20 protein-coding genes are annotated in these 18,459 nt (G+C 47.5%); 9 read left to right on the forward strand and 11 right to left on the reverse strand.

Going from position 1 to position 18,459, the window contains the following annotated elements; translation table 11 throughout:
* Positions 1-42: 42 nt before the first annotated feature.
* The 3 genes from G441_RS0107995 to zapE form a co-directional block, all read right to left on the reverse strand.
* Complete coding sequence (locus tag G441_RS0107995; protein WP_156896315.1) at positions 43-498, reverse strand: GAF domain-containing protein; 456 nt, start codon at positions 496-498, stop codon at positions 43-45.
* Between the two features lie 104 nt (positions 499-602).
* Positions 603-1,328: a YebC/PmpR family DNA-binding transcriptional regulator gene (locus G441_RS0108000; RefSeq protein WP_026375862.1), complete on the reverse strand. Its 726-nt coding sequence runs from the start codon at positions 1,326-1,328 to the stop codon at positions 603-605.
* Between the two features lie 90 nt (positions 1,329-1,418).
* Positions 1,419-2,516, reverse strand: coding sequence for a cell division protein ZapE (zapE, locus tag G441_RS0108005; RefSeq protein WP_026375863.1), 1,098 nt, complete (start codon positions 2,514-2,516; stop codon positions 1,419-1,421).
* Positions 2,517-2,709: 193 nt separating this feature from the next.
* Here zapE and G441_RS0108015 point away from each other — a divergent pair, with 193 nt between their 5' ends.
* From G441_RS0108015 to G441_RS0108035, 5 genes are all read left to right on the forward strand, one after another.
* Complete coding sequence (locus G441_RS0108015; RefSeq protein WP_026375864.1) at positions 2,710-3,162, forward strand: ZapG family protein; 453 nt, start codon at positions 2,710-2,712, stop codon at positions 3,160-3,162.
* 86 nt (positions 3,163-3,248) lie between these two features.
* The gene (locus G441_RS0108020) at positions 3,249-4,613 is read left to right on the forward strand and encodes a DegQ family serine endoprotease (protein ID WP_026375865.1); all 1,365 of its coding nucleotides are present in this window, start codon (positions 3,249-3,251) and stop codon (positions 4,611-4,613) included.
* Between the two features lie 98 nt (positions 4,614-4,711).
* Positions 4,712-5,764: a trypsin-like peptidase domain-containing protein gene (locus G441_RS0108025; RefSeq protein ID WP_034474711.1), complete on the forward strand. Its 1,053-nt coding sequence runs from the start codon at positions 4,712-4,714 to the stop codon at positions 5,762-5,764.
* Between the two features lie 157 nt (positions 5,765-5,921).
* The gene (locus tag G441_RS0108030) at positions 5,922-6,890 is read left to right on the forward strand and encodes a protein kinase family protein (RefSeq protein ID WP_026375867.1); all 969 of its coding nucleotides are present in this window, start codon (positions 5,922-5,924) and stop codon (positions 6,888-6,890) included.
* A gap of 319 nt (positions 6,891-7,209) precedes the next feature.
* A complete protein-coding gene (locus G441_RS0108035; protein WP_169726064.1) occupies positions 7,210-8,355 on the forward strand; it encodes an NTP/NDP exchange transporter in 1,146 nt (381 codons plus the stop codon).
* Here G441_RS0108035 and G441_RS0108040 read toward each other — a convergent pair.
* Positions 8,318-10,174: a metallophosphoesterase gene (locus G441_RS0108040; RefSeq protein WP_026375869.1), complete on the reverse strand. Its 1,857-nt coding sequence runs from the start codon at positions 10,172-10,174 to the stop codon at positions 8,318-8,320. The genes G441_RS0108035 and G441_RS0108040 overlap by 38 nt on opposite strands.
* A 194-nt stretch (positions 10,175-10,368) precedes the next feature.
* Here G441_RS0108040 and G441_RS0108045 point away from each other — a divergent pair, with 194 nt between their 5' ends.
* The 4 genes from G441_RS0108045 (at position 10,369) to G441_RS0108060 (ending at position 13,382) form a co-directional block, all read left to right on the forward strand.
* Entirely contained in the window at positions 10,369-11,829 is a 1,461-nt protein-coding gene (locus G441_RS0108045) for a WS/DGAT/MGAT family O-acyltransferase (RefSeq protein WP_026375870.1), read from the forward strand.
* Positions 11,826-12,629: an esterase/lipase family protein gene (locus G441_RS0108050; RefSeq protein WP_026375871.1), complete on the forward strand. Its 804-nt coding sequence runs from the start codon at positions 11,826-11,828 to the stop codon at positions 12,627-12,629. The genes G441_RS0108045 and G441_RS0108050 overlap by 4 nt, the downstream gene beginning before the upstream one ends.
* A gap of 102 nt (positions 12,630-12,731) precedes the next feature.
* Positions 12,732-13,046, forward strand: a complete 315-nt coding sequence (locus tag G441_RS0108055; RefSeq protein WP_026375872.1) for a hypothetical protein — start codon at positions 12,732-12,734, stop codon at positions 13,044-13,046.
* Between the two features lie 12 nt (positions 13,047-13,058).
* The gene (locus G441_RS0108060) at positions 13,059-13,382 is read left to right on the forward strand and encodes a hypothetical protein (RefSeq protein ID WP_026375873.1); all 324 of its coding nucleotides are present in this window, start codon (positions 13,059-13,061) and stop codon (positions 13,380-13,382) included.
* 166 nt (positions 13,383-13,548) lie between these two features.
* Here G441_RS0108060 and murA read toward each other — a convergent pair whose 3' ends face one another.
* From murA to mlaF, 7 genes are read right to left on the reverse strand one after another with little or no spacing between them, the layout of a single operon-like run.
* Positions 13,549-14,808, reverse strand: a complete 1,260-nt coding sequence (gene murA / locus G441_RS0108065) for a UDP-N-acetylglucosamine 1-carboxyvinyltransferase (RefSeq protein WP_026375874.1) — start codon at positions 14,806-14,808, stop codon at positions 13,549-13,551.
* Between the two features lie 9 nt (positions 14,809-14,817).
* Complete coding sequence (locus G441_RS0108070) at positions 14,818-15,075, reverse strand: BolA family protein (RefSeq protein ID WP_026375875.1); 258 nt, start codon at positions 15,073-15,075, stop codon at positions 14,818-14,820.
* Positions 15,076-15,096: 21 nt separating this feature from the next.
* On the reverse strand, positions 15,097-15,396 hold the full coding sequence (locus G441_RS0108075; RefSeq protein WP_051275431.1) for an STAS domain-containing protein: 300 nt from the start codon (positions 15,394-15,396) through the stop codon (positions 15,097-15,099).
* Entirely contained in the window at positions 15,393-16,052 is a 660-nt protein-coding gene (mlaC, locus tag G441_RS0108080) for a phospholipid-binding protein MlaC (protein WP_240485105.1), read from the reverse strand. Before mlaC ends, G441_RS0108075 begins: the two co-directional genes overlap by 4 nt.
* A 48-nt stretch (positions 16,053-16,100) precedes the next feature.
* On the reverse strand, positions 16,101-16,568 hold the full coding sequence (mlaD, locus tag G441_RS0108085) for an outer membrane lipid asymmetry maintenance protein MlaD (protein ID WP_026375878.1): 468 nt from the start codon (positions 16,566-16,568) through the stop codon (positions 16,101-16,103).
* A 15-nt stretch (positions 16,569-16,583) separates the two neighbouring features.
* Positions 16,584-17,363: a lipid asymmetry maintenance ABC transporter permease subunit MlaE gene (gene mlaE / locus G441_RS0108090; protein ID WP_026375879.1), complete on the reverse strand. Its 780-nt coding sequence runs from the start codon at positions 17,361-17,363 to the stop codon at positions 16,584-16,586.
* Complete coding sequence (gene mlaF, locus G441_RS0108095) at positions 17,363-18,169, reverse strand: phospholipid ABC transporter ATP-binding protein MlaF (RefSeq protein WP_026375880.1); 807 nt, start codon at positions 18,167-18,169, stop codon at positions 17,363-17,365. Before mlaF ends, mlaE begins: the two co-directional genes overlap by 1 nt.
* Positions 18,170-18,459: the final 290 nt, after the last annotated feature.

Genomic DNA, 18,459 nt, shown 5'->3' on the forward strand with positions numbered 1-18,459 from the left:
TATGCAAAATTGTCAGACCACACAACGTGTATTGTGAACAGACTAATGAAAAAACATCGACACAACATTTGCGATTTTGCGCATGTTGCTAATGTCTTCGTCGCTCCATTCAACCTGCCTGCCCACAGACTCACAACATACAACGCCGGTCGGAGTCAGGTCTTCAAATAAAATATAGTCAAGCAGAGAATGGATATCGTGCTCAGCAAAGTAGGTGTCACTAAAACACTGTGTGGAAGGATGTGAGTGCGCATCGTTGGCGCAGATTGTGCTGTTCGACATGATTGCCGAGAAGTAATCGGGAAAGTCGGATTTGTTCAGGCGCTGACCGGAACTGAATCGGCCGGTAGTGCTGTCGTAGCAAATAATGCATTCAATCGCTTCTTGTTCTTCCGATAATCGCCAGAAACTGATGCGGTTTGCCTGAGCGATAATATCAAGGGCAATGCGACACGCCTTGGATAACCTGACATTCATATCGATGTCAGGTTTACTCATCAAGATTGTCAAATCGGTCAACATGGCCCTAGCTCACTGGCAAATCGTAGTAGACTCTCTGCAATGGGTTTATTTACGAACTCAGGCCATATTTTGTTCATTATTTAGCGTTGCACTACCGCGTTGTGGTAGACGTTTTGTACATCATCACAATCTTCCAACATGGTCATGAATTTATCGAACATGGCCACATCATCGTCGCCTGCCACGTCAACGTGTGTCTGCGGCACAAAGGTGATTTCGTCAACATCAAATTCAACATCACCTAATAGCTCTGTGAGCGCTGTTTTGGCCTTGTAATACTCAGTGTGAGGTGCAAACACAGTGATGGTGTCGTCTTCGCTTTCGATATCGGCAACGTCGACATCGGCTTCCATCAACGCATCCAGCACAGCTTCTTCATCGCTGCCTTTAAAACCAAGAATTGCGTAATGATCGAACATATGAGCAACAGCACCGGGCGCACCAATTTTAGAATTGGTTTTGGTAAAACAGTTGCGCACATCCGTAATAGTGCGGTTGGGGTTGTCTGTCAGGCAATCAACAATCACCATGCAATTACCTGGTCCAAACCCTTCATAACGAGCAGGTGAGAAGTCTTCCCCTGCCCCGCCAGCCGCTTTGTCAATCGCTTTATCGATGACGTGACTAGGGACCTGGTCTTTTTTGGCTTTATCCATCAGACGCTTGAGCGCCAGGTTGGCAGCAGGATCGGTGCCTCCATTTTTAGCGCAGACATAAATCTCTTTGCCATATTTAGAGTACACTTTGGTTTTCTGGCCTGCCGTCTTGGCCATGGCGTTTTTTCTTACTTCAAATGCTCTGCCCATGCATATTCTCGTTACGGGTGGTAATTTTGCGCTGAATTGTACTCAAGGTAATGGCCTTAACTCAAGCCGGATACGCTGATGACAATCCTTTTACGGCAAGTGTTGGGTAGCCAGATAGTCGTGTGATTGCATCTCGCGTAATCTCGACAGACAGCGTTTAAATTCAAATGTCAGTTGCCCCTGTGTATACAGTTCCTCCAACGCGACCTCTGCAGACATGATTAATTTCACGTTACGTTCATAAAATTCATCGACCATGGCGATAAATCGACGCGCGATATCGTCCACGGTCTGGTCCATCTGTTCCACATTTGCGACCAGCACCGTATGGTAAAGTCGACTCAGCTCCATGTAATCATTCTGACTGCGTGGACCATCACACAGTGCTCTGAACTCAATCATCAGAACACCATCGGCGTTGCACATGGTTGGGATATTACGTCCATTAATTGCGATGTTTTTCCCAGTCGAGCCCACCTCTGGCGCCAGTTGATAAAAATAGGTCTGCAAATTTTTATTGGCCTGCTCGTCAAGCGGATAGTGAAAAATCTCTGCCTGCTCCAGCGTGCGTAAACGATAGTCAACGCCGCTATCAACATTGACGACACGGGTATTCTGGTTGATAAGTTCGATGGCAGGTAAAAAACGCGCACGCTGCAGGCCATTACGATACAGTTCATCAGGAATAATGTTTGAGGTCGCAACCAGCACAATACCATGCCCGAACAGCTCTTCCATGAGTGTGCCGAGAATCATCGCGTCGGTGATATCAGACACAAAAAACTCGTCAAAGCAGATCACTCGGGTTTCACTGGCGAGTTTTTTCGCGACAATCTTTAAAGGGTCTTGCTGATTCTGCAATGACTTCATTTCCTGATGCACACGATGCATAAAACGATGAAAATGAATGCGCATTTTCTTATCAAACGGCAGGCATTCATAGAAGGTATCGACAAGATAGGTTTTGCCTCGACCTACGCCTCCCCAGAAGTACAGCCCCTGAATCGATGGACGCTTCATACCTTTGCCGAATTTAGCCGCAAGTTTAACGCGCCAGGTGAGCTTCTTCTTGGGTTGCGTAAGCTCGTCGTACAAACGTTGCAGTTCTTTTACCGCGTTTTCCTGGGCCGGGTCATAATGAAAATCAGGTTGCTGCAAGTCCTGCTGGTACTTTTCCCATGGCGTCATGAAGCGCGTTACCCTCTCACTGGTTAATCAATATTAGAGAAATCTTGTACTGTCATTTTTACAATGCGATCAGTCTTGAAAATCGACGAGCCAGACCACAAATCCAAGCAATTCTAACAGATATTTATTAACACTGAGCAATTCCAGCATTGTGTTGATATAGTTAACTGACAGGCTTATCTACGGAGTTTTTATGGATTGGGTAATTGGACTCGCGCTGCTGTTGAGCGGCGGCATCATTGGTTTTTTTGTCGCCAGACAAGTCTATCAGGGCAACGAGCAGCAAAATTCCAGTAAACAAACTGAGCGAGCGTTAAAAGAATTACTCGCACAACAAGCTGCTCAGCACCTGCATCAGTCTCGCTATTCACTCGATGCGATACAGCAACAGTGTGACGCGCTACGTCAGGAAATGAACGCCTACGAGCAGCTTTTGGAGACAGAAACCGCAGATGATGATCAGCCATCGTTGTCGTTTTTCGGTGAACATGCATCAGCTTACTTGCGTAATAAACATTCAACAGCAAAGCGCAATAAGTCAGCTACCGATGTACAGCCGCGCGACTTTGCTAATACCGGCTCTGGTCTGTTTGACGGTCGTTCATCTGCCGCCGTAGAGCCCGGAAACAATTCGAAACAACCTTAAGTTGAACCAAATTCAAACCGGTATTTCTTAATTATCGGAAACATTAGTTTGAGTTGTCGTTAAGTACTTCAGGAGTGTTAGCCTTAATGAATACATTGTTACGCCAAGCAATTGTGATAGTTGGACTAAGCAGTGCAAGCCTTTTAGCAGGCATGTCTGCACATGCCGCATTACCCTTCTTTTCTTCAGATAAAGACGAGATCCCATCACTTGCCCCGATGCTTGAGGAGACCACCCCCGCGGTCGTTTCAATATCCGTAGAGGGGACGCAGGTAGCTCGTCAACGTGTGCCCGATATGTTCCGCTACTTTTTTGGTGGTCCAAGCGAACAGCTTCAAGAGCGTCCGTTCAGAGGATTAGGCTCCGGTGTCATTATTGATGCGGAGAAAGGGTATGTTGTGACCAATAGCCATGTCGTTGCAAACGCTGACGAGATTACCGTTACTCTCACCGACGGCAGGGAAATGTCCGCCAAGAAGCTTGGCGAAGATGAGCAAAGTGATGTCGCATTGCTGCGTATCGAGCCTGATGATCTCACCGCCGTGAAACTGGCTAATTCAGATGAATTGCGCGTGGGTGACTTCGTCGTCGCTATTGGTAATCCATTCGGGCTAAGCCAGACCGTTACATCGGGCATCGTCAGTGCACTGGGACGTTCTGGACTGAACATCGGTGGTTACGAAGATTTCATCCAGACTGACGCGGCGATTAACCGAGGTAATTCCGGTGGCGCGCTGGTTAATTTACGTGGCGAACTGGTCGGTATTAATACAGCCATATTTGGTCCAAACGGTGGCAATGTAGGAATCGGTTTTGCTATCCCCAGCAATATGATGAAGGCGTTGGTCGATCAGATCGTCGAATTCGGTGAGGTACGTCGTGGCCTGCTGGGCATCCTGGGCAGCGACGTTGACGCAGGGCTGGCCGAGGCTATGAACGCCGAAGTCAATATTGGCGCCTTTGTTAGTGAAGTCACGCCTGATTCTGCGGCCGATAAAGCCGGATTGCAGGCCGGAGACATCATTACTGCAGTCAACGGGAATAAACTCAGCGGCTTCCAGGAGCTACGTGCAAAAGTCGCCAGTCTGGGGGCAGGTGCTGAAATCACCGTTGAGGTATTACGCCAGGGCGAGCGTCTTGAACTGGACGTAACCTTGGGTGATGCGACTGACATGACGGTGACTGCTGAAGAAATTCACCCTGCTCTTGAAGGTGCAGAGCTGTCTAATGGTGAAGACAACCGGGGTAACCGGGGTGTAGAAGTCACCGCTATCGAGCAGCGCAGCCCAGCGGCGCGTATTGGTCTTCAGGAAAATGACGTTATCGTGGGTGTTAACCGCACTCGGGTCGAAACCGTCACTGACCTGAGAGCGAATATCGATGATGCCGCAGGTGTGATTGCCCTCAATGTAAGACGGGGCAACGCGACACTTTATCTGGTTATCAGATAGACCATAGTGCTTGGACAGCGGCGCATGCCGCTGTCCTCATCGCTGTTTCATGCTATGCTTATGCGCCCTAGCGGCGTTTTTTGTTTTTTCGAGGTGTAATGAACTTCATCATCCGTTCAGTAGTGCTTGGGCTGATCATTGCACTGATGATACTGGCGTTGGTGCCAGGACTGCGTTACGACAGTGGCATTGGCTTTAACTGGTTTAGTGACGAGGACACCACGCCCGCCAAACTCAGTTACTACCAGGCCGTCAGCCAGGCAGCGCCAGCGGTAGTCAACATTTACAGCCTCAGTACAGAAAATCGCAATGGTCTGTTTCGCTCACAGTCACTAGAACGCACCAGCCTCGGATCTGGCGTTATCATGACTGAAAATGGGCATATCCTGACCTGTCTGCATGTGATTCAGAATGCCGATAGCATTTTAGTCGGCCTGCAGGACAGCCGCATGCTGGAAGCTCAAATGGTAGGCGTTGATCCGTTCACCGATCTGGCCGTGCTAAAAGTGAATGCCGATAACCTGCACGTGATACCGCAGTTACAAGATACCCAAACCCGCGTCGGCGATGTGGTGATGGCAATAGGTAACCCATTCAATTTGGGCCAGACCATTACTCAGGGGATAGTCAGCCGCACCGGACGTAACGGACTGGCAAACTATGTTGATTTTATTCAGATGGACGCCGTATTACATCAGGGCAACTCGGGTGGGGCATTGGTTGACAGCAATGGCTTTTTAATTGGCATTACCAATGCGAATTTTAAAACGCTGGATGCAAGGCGGCGCCTGCGCGACGTTGATGGCGTAAATTTCGCTGTCCCCTATGAGCTGGCTAAACGCGTAATGGACGAAATCATCGTAAACGGCAAAGTGATCCGCGGACAGCTTGGTTTTCGAGGTGGGGACTTGATTGGTGGCCCGGGCATTTTAATCACTGATGTGGCCAGCAATGGTCCGGCTGAACGCGCCGGCATTCGTCCTAATGATATCCTTATTTCCGTTAACGGCGCACAGGTAGAAAATGCCGCCAAGACCCTCGACCTTGTAGCTGAAACCGAGCCGGGTACAGTGTTACAGCTTGAAGTGAGCCGAGGTGAACAACTTTTGACTATTCCCGTCACCGTCGCTGAGTTGAGTATTGCAGGATAACCACCTTATCAGCGGCTTTGGTTTCTATATAACAATTCAAGACTACGCACATCATGCGTATTTGCTTAGCTCAACAAATAACATGATGTCGATCAAAACATAGATGGCATGATTTAGACATACTCTACTCTTGTCTAATTTCCTACGTGATGAGGCCATGAACAGGGAAGGATGCTTCACTTTACTGTCCGCACTTATCGCAATATATTCCAGTATCCCCGCGTTGAGCGCGGCGGCCCAACCTTTAATGAGAGATGAAAAGATCATATTCGAACTTTTACATCATGGAGAAATTGTTCTCTCTCCGGACGTTGCTAAAGCCTTTGGACAAGACCAAAGCATTACTCAGATACGCAGAATAGGGTTGCGCAACGAGCAATATCAAATCCGCGCCGCATTCAGAGATAAGGCAATAAGGAGAATAAAAGAGGTCGATATCACCTTTAGTGACAATTATTACCACGAGTTAGCGGCGTATATTATTTCTGACTACTTAGGCTTAAACATTATTCCACCTACTGTAATGAGAGAAATTCGAATCTCGTCATCTGGCCTGAATTACAGCAAGGACCTGCGGCAAGGCACATTACAATTTTGGGTAGAAAACTCGACCGTCCTATTTGATCACATGGACACAGACTTGGTTTATCCCGGTAATGTTGACCACAAGAACAGTCAAATTAAGGAAATCAAGGTTTTTGATTGCATTATTGGCAATGTCGACCGTCATGCAGGGAATTTGCTTGTTGATGGTAATCCACGCTTTGAAGCAACGGACAGTATGACGAAATCAGCTCCTTATTTGGGCAAAATATGGGCGATCGATCACTCCAGAGCATTTTACCGCGGGCAAATCAGATCATTTGAATACTGCAGACTCAGTAAACTTAAGAAAGGCGCAATAAGCTTGCAATTCGCACAAAGCATGAAGCTATGGGACATTGAAAAAGTGGAATATTTACTGCTCCAGGGTGGACTTTCTGCAGAACAAATAGAAAGTATAAGACCAGCAAGCATTGAACTTAGATTCCGCAAAGTGCAGCAGCATTTTATCGATACGCAAAGAGAAAGCGGTCTCTCAGAAAAAGAGTTTTACAGCTCAGGAATATGGCATCGAGTTTACTAAATGCGCCTGTCAGTAAAGTTATGTTTTGACCTGAAATTGACCTATCTCAAGCTGGGATTTAATTAGGGATAGACACGGCAAGTAGTGTCTCTATGCTTATTTACAGTAGTCTCTTCAACAAGGTTTACCCTCAATGAGAGGTCGCGCCACAAAAAATTACAGCTATCTAGAGCGTTTCATACGGATTTTCGCTTTCGTTGAGCCTGGAGAGGGAAAACCTACCCTAATATTGGCCTGCTATGCCTGCTTATTATTATTGTTGTATTACGTCCTGAAGCCTATCAGAGAGGCACTTATTCTCGCTGAGCACACTGCCGAAATGCGCAGTTACACGATAGCAATACAGGCCTTAATTTTACTAATTATTATTCCTGCCTATGCAAACTTAATCAGGGGTCGTGGAGCAAAACAAGTTTTACCTCAGGTTACTTTGCTGGTAAGTGCCAGTTTGTTTGTATTTTGGGTGCTATATGTATTCGGTTTACCGATATCAATTCCTTTCTACGTTTGGTTAGGGGTAATAAACGTCCTGTTAATCGCGCAATTCTGGGCATATGCGGCAGATATTCACAACCCCGACGAAGGTAAACGTTTGTTTGCCTTTATTGCTGCTGGCGCATCCATTGGCTCTCTGATTGGTGCCCAAATAAGTGGGCGTCTATTTGGACTACTAGGTGCTGAAGGCTTGATGCTAATCGTCGCTGTTATGCTGCTGGCGTCCATGTGGTTACCTCGCATATTGGGGATGCAATCAAAGAAGCAGCAGCAAGTGCTACACGACGCAAGGTCCGCTAAAGCAGGGTTTGATACCATTATTCATAGTCGCTACTTAATAGCGATAGCGGTATTTGTGATTTTACTCAACTGCGTGAATACTACAGGCGAATATATCCTTGCGAAATGGGTACAAACCTATGCCCAACAAGCACCTGATATAAAAGTTTTTGTCGGTGAGTTTTACAGTAATTTTTATACTTGGGTGAACTTATGCAGCATGCTGATTCAATTGTTTTTTGTATCACGTATTTTTCGTCTGTTTCATGTTCATGGCGCGCTTATCGTATTGCCTTTTGTCGCGCTCATCGGTTACGGCATGGCCACGTTCATTCCTATTTTTACGCTCTTCCAAGTGATAAAGATTGCCGAAAATAGTATTGACTACTCTTTGCAAAATACCGCGAGGCACGCGCTATTTCTACCGCTAAGTCAGCAGCAAATCTATGAAGGGAAAACCGTGATTGATGCACTTTGCTGGCGAATAGGCGACCTCGTTCATGTTGGTATTGTATTCATCGGTTTTCAGCTTTTTAACCTAGACTATCAATCATTTGCGGCTATAAATTTTTTCATTTCAATAATTTGGGTTGCTTGCGCTATCAGGTTAGCTAATCAGCATAAACAACGGCTGTCTGAGCACACTAGTGTGGTCAAGGAAATCGCGTTAACAACCAATCGCGACGCTTAACAAGTGCTCTTATCTGCCTCTTATCAAGAAACTCTCCCAGCATTTTTGTCAAGAAAGTCATCTCTAATCGCTGAATGGATTGCTTTAGTGACGGTGACTGAGCGATCGATAATGTTTTCAAATGGGACGGAGCATAAGAATAGCTTCTAAAGGTACTCATATGGCTGTCTAACCACATATCCCAGTCACCGTTATAACTTACACTGTTTATGTTTCTACCCGTGTTGTAGATAAGTGCATCAAAAACATTCATCAAATTTACCTGATAAGACATCTGACAGGATGCGGCCGGATATTCTCCCGTAGCTAGGCGTTTTTCTTCATCGAAGCTTCTATCAATCAATAATTGCAGTGCCCCAGTTTGGCCATCTATCGTCTTTATTATCGTCGGTGGCACCATAAAAATCCCTAGCGCTTTGGCTACTCTGTAGGCAGCAACTTCATATTTGAAACTTAATGTGTCGGAATAATGTGTCTTCTTGGCACCTCTTGGAACATCATCAGCGGTATAAAACATCGCGCTGAATGATTGTCCGTCATGTTTCATAAAGAGCCTACTTGTGAGTGTTTTATTGACCTCCAATGCTTCAACGGATAACACTTCTGCATGCCTGAGTATCTCTTCCCATTGCTCGAAAGTGTGCGCTTTATAGCGTGCTCGATAAGTGTCCTGGTCAGGTTTTAAAACAGACCAACGCTGACCATCAAATTGCTGTGTCTGATTTTTTTGCAGGGACAATAGCATTGGCTGTCCACCATAGTAGGCTCGGTGTAATCCGGTATCGACATTTATTACTCTACCGCCCAATCGACTCTCAATCGTCCTGCTGACGGTAGGTGTATGGCCAATCACCAAACGCTCTGCATTGTAATGGCGCAAAGCGCTTTGCAAGATTGGCTCTTCAAAAAGCGGATGACACAATGCCGAGCCCCGATACCAAAACGGACTGTTCTCGCTCAGGTCAAATGCGTTATCCACTGCAATAAAGTCTTGTGCATCCTGCCATGCGGGATGTATTGAACCGAGTTCTATTACCTCCTGAAGCTTTTTTTGACGCAACTCATACGGGTCATCTTCAGCGAAAACATTTAGCCAATTTAATCTGTTAAATAGCTCTGTATAGGTTCTTATGACACGCGCAGATTGTTGATTGATCGTCTGCAAGTCAGTGAGAGGAAATTCTTCAGATATGCCACCATGAACATATAGAACATCGTTAATTTGCAACACGCTAGGCTTGGACAATAACCATGCCCCATATTTTCCTTCACTTGAGAATGCTTGCATATGCCCGAAATATCCCAGTGGGTATCGCTCATTGAATGCATCCCTAAGGTTCCTCTGTTCGCCGCTTTCCCCCTTATCATGTGCTGTTAATTCGAAGTGTTGCCAATAGAGCATGCGTAACGCTTCTGATTCATCCGACAGATAGTCCAAATAATCCTTGTCGCTGACATATCTGAGGTCACGAATGAGATTCATTTGCTCGTGATTACCCAATACAATATGAACAGCTCCTCCACGCAGATCAGCTTGCGTTTCAAGCCGCATGAAGAAGTCCATGACATCACGAGATTGTGGACCGCGATCCAGTAGGTCACCTACGCTGACAAAATGTGATTGTTGTGCTTGCCAATCGTTGTTTTCATCGATGATACCCGCGGCTCTCAACAATGTTACTAATTCTTCAAGGTCACCATGAATATCACCAACGACAAACACTCTTTGATCGGTGGCCCATTTATAGCTCTGATTATCAGCAATCACTGTCCATGAAATTGGCAGCAATGTGAGTAATAGCATCAGAAACTTATACATTCATTATCACGAGACGTTCGCACCTACTCACAAGTGTAGCTGCACTAAGAAAACGATGAGAGATTTATTAGTATTAAAGATATCGATGCCGGCTTAAATGTTACCTTAAATCTTCTGACGCATTGCGTTTGAAAGTTGAGCATAGTTGCAAGCTGATTTAACATGGCGTTAACAAACACAAGTTGGCGCGCCAAATGGAAGAGCTCAGCGGTTTAGACGCTTCGTTTTTATATCTTGAGTCCGAAACTATGCCGATGCACATAGGTGGCGTCGCTATTCTCGAAGACTCAATGCGGTTTGAAGACTTCAGGGTATTTCTATCGCAGCGCGTACATACCGTACCAAAACTACGTCAACGTCTGGTCAGTGTACCCATGAGTCTGGACCGTCCCTATTGGGTAGAAGATCCGGAGTTTGACCTAAACAACCATATCCGCGCAGTATCGTTACCTGCGCCCGGCGGCTGGCGCGAGCTTAGAGAGCTGGCGTCAGATGTTTTCTCTGGCCAACTGGACCGTGACAGGCCTCTGTGGGAATTTGTCTTTGTAGAAGGCGTTGACGGCATTGATCAGGTTCCCAAAGGGTCGGTCGCACTGATAAGTAAAGTGCATCACGCTGGTTTTGACGGAAAATCCGGCGCGGATTTGATGAGCATGCTGTATGACGTCTCTCCGGTACCACGTCCGGTATCCGCACCGTCTTCTGACAAGATCGAATCTCTGCCCGGTGGCATCGGCCTGCTGGCCCGCAGCGCGCTGCATCTGGTTACGCGGCCGGGTAAAATTCCCGGGCTTGTATGGGATGCTGGAAAAGCAGCCCTTAAAGCCAGCTACCTGTCTCGCATCGAGGGTATTAAAACCCCAACGTTGCCCTTCAAAGCGCCTAAGTCTCGTCTCAATGATACCGTTGATAAGCAGCGTCGTTGGGACTCGGCCGTGCTTGATCTCGCCCGTGTTAAAAAACTCAGACGAGGTGTGGAAGGAGCAACTCTGAATGACGTTGTGCTAGCGATTTGTGCCGGAGCCCTACGTCGTTATCTGTTGGAAAAAGATGAGCTACCGGATAAACCACTGGTGGCTATGGTTCCTGTCAGCACTCGCACGGCTGAAGAGAAAAATGCCATGGGTAACCAGGTCTCGGCGATGTATATCCAGCTTGCTACGGACATTGAAGATCCCATTAAACGTCTTGAAAAAATCAATATCAGTACACTGGTATCAAAGCTTTATCAGGATGCCATTGATGCGCGCAGCTTGATGGGGTTCGCTGAACTGATTCCTTTCGGCCTGGCAGGCGTTGCTGCACGATTTTATTCACGCGCAGCATTGGCGAAACGTCACGCGCCGTTCTTTAATCTTGTGATCACCAATGTACCGGGACCACCGGTACCGGTCTATCTGGCCGGGCACAAACTGTTAGTCAATATGGGCACTGCCCCTATTTATGACGGCATGGGGCTGATCATTCCGGTCTTCAGTTACGACGGTACGATATCGCTTAGCCCCACCAGTTCCGACAACATCATGCCGGACATCAATGTGTTCACACGTTATATACGAGAGTCAGCTTTGGAGTTAGAGCAGGCGGTAAATGAAAGAGTAGAGGCACACGATGCGCTGAACGCTCTGATAAGCAATAAAGAGGTACGCTTATGAGTCAGTTACCAGAGCAGGTAAAAGAGCAAAGACCCAGCGTCATCAACATGCTTCGTGAAGGCAGGTCGATGCTTGAATTTGGCGCCACTGCGGCGATGATGCCACTTCTGATGCGAGCGCCTAAAGGCGACGGCCACCCAGTGGTCGTTATTCCGGGGTTCCTGGCAAGTGACAGCAGCACCATACTGCTGCGTCGGTTTTTAAAGTCTAAAGGCTATCAAACTCATGGCTGGGGACTGGGACGCAACTTAGGCACCCACATTGTCGGCGGAAAAACTGTAGTCAGCGACCACTTATTGAATCGTATTATTGAACTATCTACTCGCCATGGGCAAAAAGTCAGTCTGGTGGGTTGGAGCCTCGGTGGCATTTTATCCAGAGAGATTGCCCGTGTAATCCCTGACCATGTTCGTCAGGTGATTTCTTTAGGCAGCCCATTTAATGGTCCCAAAGGCGCTGCGCCAATTGCCGCAAGAATATTTAAACTTATCAATGGCGATGTCGGCGAGCGCGACCCGCAAGCGGTAAAGCGCATGTTGATGCCTCCACCGGTGCCGTCGACTGCAATATTTTCCCGTACTGATGGCGTTGCTCACTGGCAGGCATGCCGCGACGACTGGGCGCATGATGCAATAAAAGCGGAAAACATTGAGGTCAGAGGAAGCCATCTCGGCTTAGGACACAATGCTCAGGTACTCTGGATTGTCGCCAATCGCCTTGCGCAACCCGAGAATCACTGGCGGCCATTTCGACAAAGAACGTTGCATAAAATTCTTTATCCTAATCCGCACAGGGCATAACTATCGTGTCACGTCCGCGCAGGCGGACGTTCATTTACCACTTTTACTTAGCGGATTCATAGGCTTATACTCGAAGAAAGGAAATTTATCTCAAGGACAGACATGCAGATTATTCATTATGAATTAATAGTCATAGCCGCTTTTCTTTTATCCATCACCATCTACGCAGCATTTAGCGCCCAGTTAGCTTCTATAAAGTCCGATGCAGATGTTAAACACAATGAATACAGACTACGCTTCTTGGCTGTCGGAGCGGGACTTTTGTCACTCACATTTATGATGAGCCTGATCAATTTGTACAATGGAAAGGTGAACGGATTCGTGGGTGATTACCTTTTTGACCTGTATCACACTAAAAAACCGATGCAGCAAACACCCGAACATAGCGGCGAGGTGAATGAATTTTTACCAGCTTGAGATTACGTTACGGTGGATGAGCCTATCGTAAAGTTTTCACTTAAGGAAAATGGCGATATTGTTGGCACGCTCGACGGTGGTGGTGATACTCACCATTTCACCACCACGTTAAATTACCATTCCGACCTATATTTTTTTGAAAATTACAACCGCTTTGAGTTAACACGTATTGCATCTGCCTACAGCGTAGAGTTTTCTTTAAATGAGGTCGAACCTAACAACAAATTCGGTCTCTCAAACGGAGATGAACTGGATAATGTATGGGTTTCATACCGGTTTCCAGGCGCTACATACGGATATACAGTAACGACATATATTCGACGTGTAACTGATTAAAACGATTACCCTTCATTACCAACTCCGACCGAGAATCTTGGCTTTGGTAAAACTGTGGAACTGCATTTTTGTGGTAGCACTTCAGGTTGATGCCAAGACACACGTCATTGCGGCGAAGGCCAAATGACGATTCTTCGATGAAGCTAAGTGGCAGCGCTAAGGCTGCCTAACTCACTCGTTTAATATCCGCGCCCAATCCAGAAAGTTTGGTTTCTATATGCTCATAACCGCGATCCAGGTGGTAGATACGATTTACCGTCGTCTCACCTTCTGCCACCAGACCAGCAATAATCAGGCTAGCTGACGCTCGCAGGTCTGTGGCCATAACCTGAGCCCCTTTGAGGTTCTCACTGCCAGTGCAAACAGCACTATTGGCCTCCAGCGAAATATGAGCGCCCATCCGCTGCAACTCAGGGACGTGCATAAAGCGGTTTTCAAAAATGGTCTCAGTCACTACGCCAGTGCCTGCCGCCACACAATTAAGTGCGACAAATTGGGCTTGCATATCGGTAGGGAAACCAGGGTGAGGCGTGGTCTTAATATTAACGGCTTTGGCTCTTTCGCCCTGCATATCAAGCTCAATCCAATCGTCACCACAAGTCACTTTCGCTCCAGCCTGTGTGAGTTTGGTAAGCACCGCGTCCATTGTCTCTGGTGCAGCATTCACACAGCGGATATGCCCGCGAGTCGCGGCCGCTGCAACAAGAAAAGTGCCGGTTTCAATGCGGTCAGGCAAAACGCGATAGTGACATCCCTGTAAATTCTTTACACCGCGAATGGTAATCGTATCGGTGCCCGCTCCGCGCACGTCAGCGCCCATACGGTTAAGACAGTTGGCCAGATCGACAATCTCAGGCTCTCGGGCAGCGTTTTCCAGCAACGTCTCGCCATCTGCCAGTGCTGCGGCCATCATCAGATTCTCCGTAGCGCCAACGCTCACTGTATCCATGAATATTCGTGCGCCTTTGAGTCTGCCATTCACTTCGGCATGCACATAGCCTTCTTCAACACGAATCTGGGCACCCATTTGTTCGAGTCCAGATAAATGCAGGTCAACCGGCCGCGCACCAATCGCGCATCCTCCGGGAAGAGAAACGACTGCTCGACCATGTTTGGCAAGCAATGGGCCAAGCACCAGAATAGAGGCACGCATGGTTCTGACCAAATCGTAGGGCGCGGTGAGGTCAGTAAGCTGACTCGCATCAACGTTGACCTGATGCTCACCCGGACGGTCGATTTTCGCGCCCAGCTGCTCAAGCAATTTGGTACTGGTATTGATATCCCGCAAATCCGGGACGTTGTCAAAGTAGCAGGTTGAATCAGCCAGCAAGCTTGCCATCAACAACGGCAGTGCCGAGTTCTTTGCACCCGATATCGCCACGTCACCAGACAGCGGACCGCTGGCATGTATTACAAGTTTATCCATTTACGCGAGTTACTTTGTTTGGTGAAAAGGTTTTTCGCGCTGCCACTGTGCAACGGAGAAGGTTTTGATAGACAATGCGTGCATCGAGCCATCGGCAATTTTATCTTTCAACGGCGCGTAGATCATTTGCTGTTTTTTTACGCGTGACATGCCCTCAAATACGTCACTCACGGCAATGATCTGAAAGTGTGAACCATCGCCTGATACATACACCTCATCGAGGTCTAGAGCCTGCTTAAGCAGATCTTCAATCTGTTTATTTTCCATCTGAACTCAGTATATTTTGCGTTATTTTATTGGCAATAACCCATCGGCATCGCTTAGTTTTGCTAATGCCAGTAAGCGTTCTGGTACATTCTCAAATACCACATTTGAGCCTGCTTTTTGGCTATCCCTGACGATGTTGAGTAGCCAGGCCAGTCCGGCGCTATCCACTTTACTTACGCCCTGCAAATCGAACGCTCCGCCGTTGGCAATGGAAGCTGCGTACTGCTGCGAATAGTTTTTGCCCAACGTGTGCCTGTCAAGATCACCGCTAATGGAGACCCTGCTATCATTTTGCACGGTAATCTCTAGCGTCTGGCTCACTCAGCTTGCTCGCTTTGGTCATTGTTCAGCACGATAGGCTTTGAAATGACATCTCGCATCTGTGCAATCACTACATCAATCCCTTCCTGACGCAGAATACTCTCAAACTCACTGCGTTTGCTGGACAACAGGCTAATCCCTTCGGCAATCATATCGTACGCTTTCCACTCGTTGGTTTGCTTACTTTTGCGCACTTTAAAAGCCACTTTGATGTCTGGCTTGCCGTCATCCTGGACTACCGCGCGAACCGTTACGGTATTTTTATCCTCAAACTCGGATTCAGGCTCAAACATGACCGTCTGGTCATCGTAATATCCCATTGCAATCGCGTAGGTCGTGATCAGATACTCACGAAAAACCGCAACAAATTCATTACGTTGCGCTTCGCTGACATTCCTGAAGTGTTTACCCAACACCATGAACGCCGAAAATTTGTAATCGATATACGGAAGCAGCTCTTCTTCCATGATCGTGCGCAGCACTTCAGGGTCACGCTTAATTTGAGTCTGCTCGCGTTTGATTCTATCAAAGGTGGCGCTAGCCACTGTCTGAACAAGTTGGTAAGGGTTTACTTCCTCACTATCTTGCGCTAGCGCCTGCGTTGCCAGTACCCAAAAGACCGTGATGGCTAACAGCTTGTTCAATACTACTTTCACTCTTTTCTCCATTAATCCTAAAACGTACGCCAATTGCTGCTGCAATCTCTATTCGCTGTCTCTACCGAATAAAAACTGGCCAATTAAATCTTCCAGCACGAGTGCTGATTTGGTGTCTTCGATGTAATCACCATCCTGCAAATTCTCTATCCCATCGAAACTAAACCCGGGCGTAAATCCGATGTACTGTTCCCCCAGCAGACCAGATGTCAATACCGCAACAGAACTGGTTTCCGGGAATTCCATGTACTGCTTTGAGATGGTCATTTCCACTACAGGAGTGAAGTCACTCGGATCCAAACGAATAGAATCGACTCTGCCAATGGTCACGCCGCCGACTTTTACCGCTGATCGCTCTTTAAGACCGCCTATGTTGTCAAACTTAGCATAAAGCCGGTAAGTCTCACCGTTACTCTCCATGCCTTGGTTGGCCACGTGTATTGCCAGCATGAGTGCCGCGGCAATCGCCATTGCAACAAAGGCCCCCACCAACAGTTCAGTTTTCCTTGAATTCATTTGACGTCATAACTCCTAATTAATTCCGAACATAAGGGCAGTCAGCACAAAATCCAGCCCCAATACTGCTAAAGATGAATAAACCACCGTCTCTGTGGTCGCTTTGCTGATGCCTTCTGAGGTAGGCACTGCATCATATCCCTTGAACACTGATATCCAGGTCACCACCAGTGCGAACACGGCGCTCTTAATCACGCCGTTAAGTACGTCTTCATTCCATTCCACCGTGGCCTGCATAATTGACCAGTAGCTACCGGCATCCACACCAAGCCAGTCAACCCCAACCAGATGCCCGCCAAGAATACCCACAGCACTGAAAATGAGCGCCAGCATGGGCATCGAAATGATGCCTGCCCATAATCTGGGAGCGATAATCCGGCGTAGCGGGTCAATTGCCATCATTTCCAGACTGCTGAGCTGCTCAGTGGCTTTCATCAAGCCTATCTCGGCGGTCAATGCCGAACCGGCACGACCGGCAAATAATAACGCGGTCACTACCGGCCCAAGTTCTCGCAGTAACGACAGTGCGACCATAGGTCCCAGGCTGCCTTCCGCACCATAGTCCACCAGAATAGTATAGCCCTGTAGCGCCATTACCATGCCAATGAACAGGCCGGATACGATGATGATCAACAGTGACTGCACGCCAACCACGTACATCTGCTTAACCACCAGCGGAAAATGTTTAACCGGTTGCGGTTTTGCAATCACGGCACCAAACAACACCTGAGTCGCTCGTCCCAACGCGGACAAACTTTCCAGGGTAGAGGCGCCAAGGCGCGCTAGCCAATCCATTAACGCACCTCCATTAGACTTTTAGCCAATTCATCTGCGGGATAATGGAAAGGTACCGGACCATCAGCGCTACCTTGTAAGAATTGTTGTACCAGCTCGGATGAATCTTCTCGCACCTCGTCTGGCGTGCCAGAACCAATGATTTTTTGATTAGCCAGGATATATACGTAATCTGCAATGCTCAGGACTTCTTTTACATCGTGAGTGACAACGATTGAGGTAACACCGAGACTGTCATTCAACTGTTTGATCAGCTTTACCAGTACCCCCATGGAAATTGGATCCTGCCCCGCAAATGGCTCGTCGTACATGATCAAATCCGGATCCAGTGCTATCGCTCTGGCCAGCGCCGCACGTCGCGCCATACCACCGGAGAGTTCGCTGGGCATCAGGCCAGCAGCACCTCTCAGACCTACTGACTGCAGCTTTAGAAGCACTACTGTGCGAATGATATCCTCTTCAAGCCGGGTGTGTTCTCGCAATGGATAGGCAATGTTGTCGTATACCGTCATGTCGGTAAACAATGCACCACTTTGAAACAGCATGCTCATCTGGCGACGCACTTTAAATAACCGGCTGCGGCGCATTGCGGGGATCGATTCACCGCGGAATAAAATGTCACCACTATCGGGTCGAAGCTGACCACCGATAAGTTTCAGCAGTGTGGTTTTTCCAATTCCACTGGGTCCCATGACGGCCGTTATCTTTCCCTTCGGCACCTGCAGTGAGATACCGTCATAGATGGTTCTACTGCCACGGCGAAACGTGAGATCTTTTATGTCGACCAAATTGTCCGTCTGTTTCACGCTAGTTCCTGTGTCTCAAATTAAAATATCGCAGTGCACCTTAGTACGGCGAGAGAGCGATATAGCATCATTTTACCTGCTTTCAAGGCCTTTCCACAAAATGAAAAAGTAACAAGGTATATTCGAAAAAATGAATAGAGGATGAATGACGCTGATGAACAGACCCAGGTTTAGCGTGGTTTGGCTCAGCATTTTTTCAAACAAGTGCTCAAAAACTATCCTGTTCATGCATTGTTTAGCCTAATTTGATAGGAAACAGACACTGTTTTTGCGACAATCATCCGATGTTT

The sequence above is a fragment of the Aestuariibacter salexigens DSM 15300 genome (genome assembly GCF_000429145.1).
GTDB lineage: Bacteria > Pseudomonadota > Gammaproteobacteria > Enterobacterales > Alteromonadaceae > Aestuariibacter > Aestuariibacter salexigens.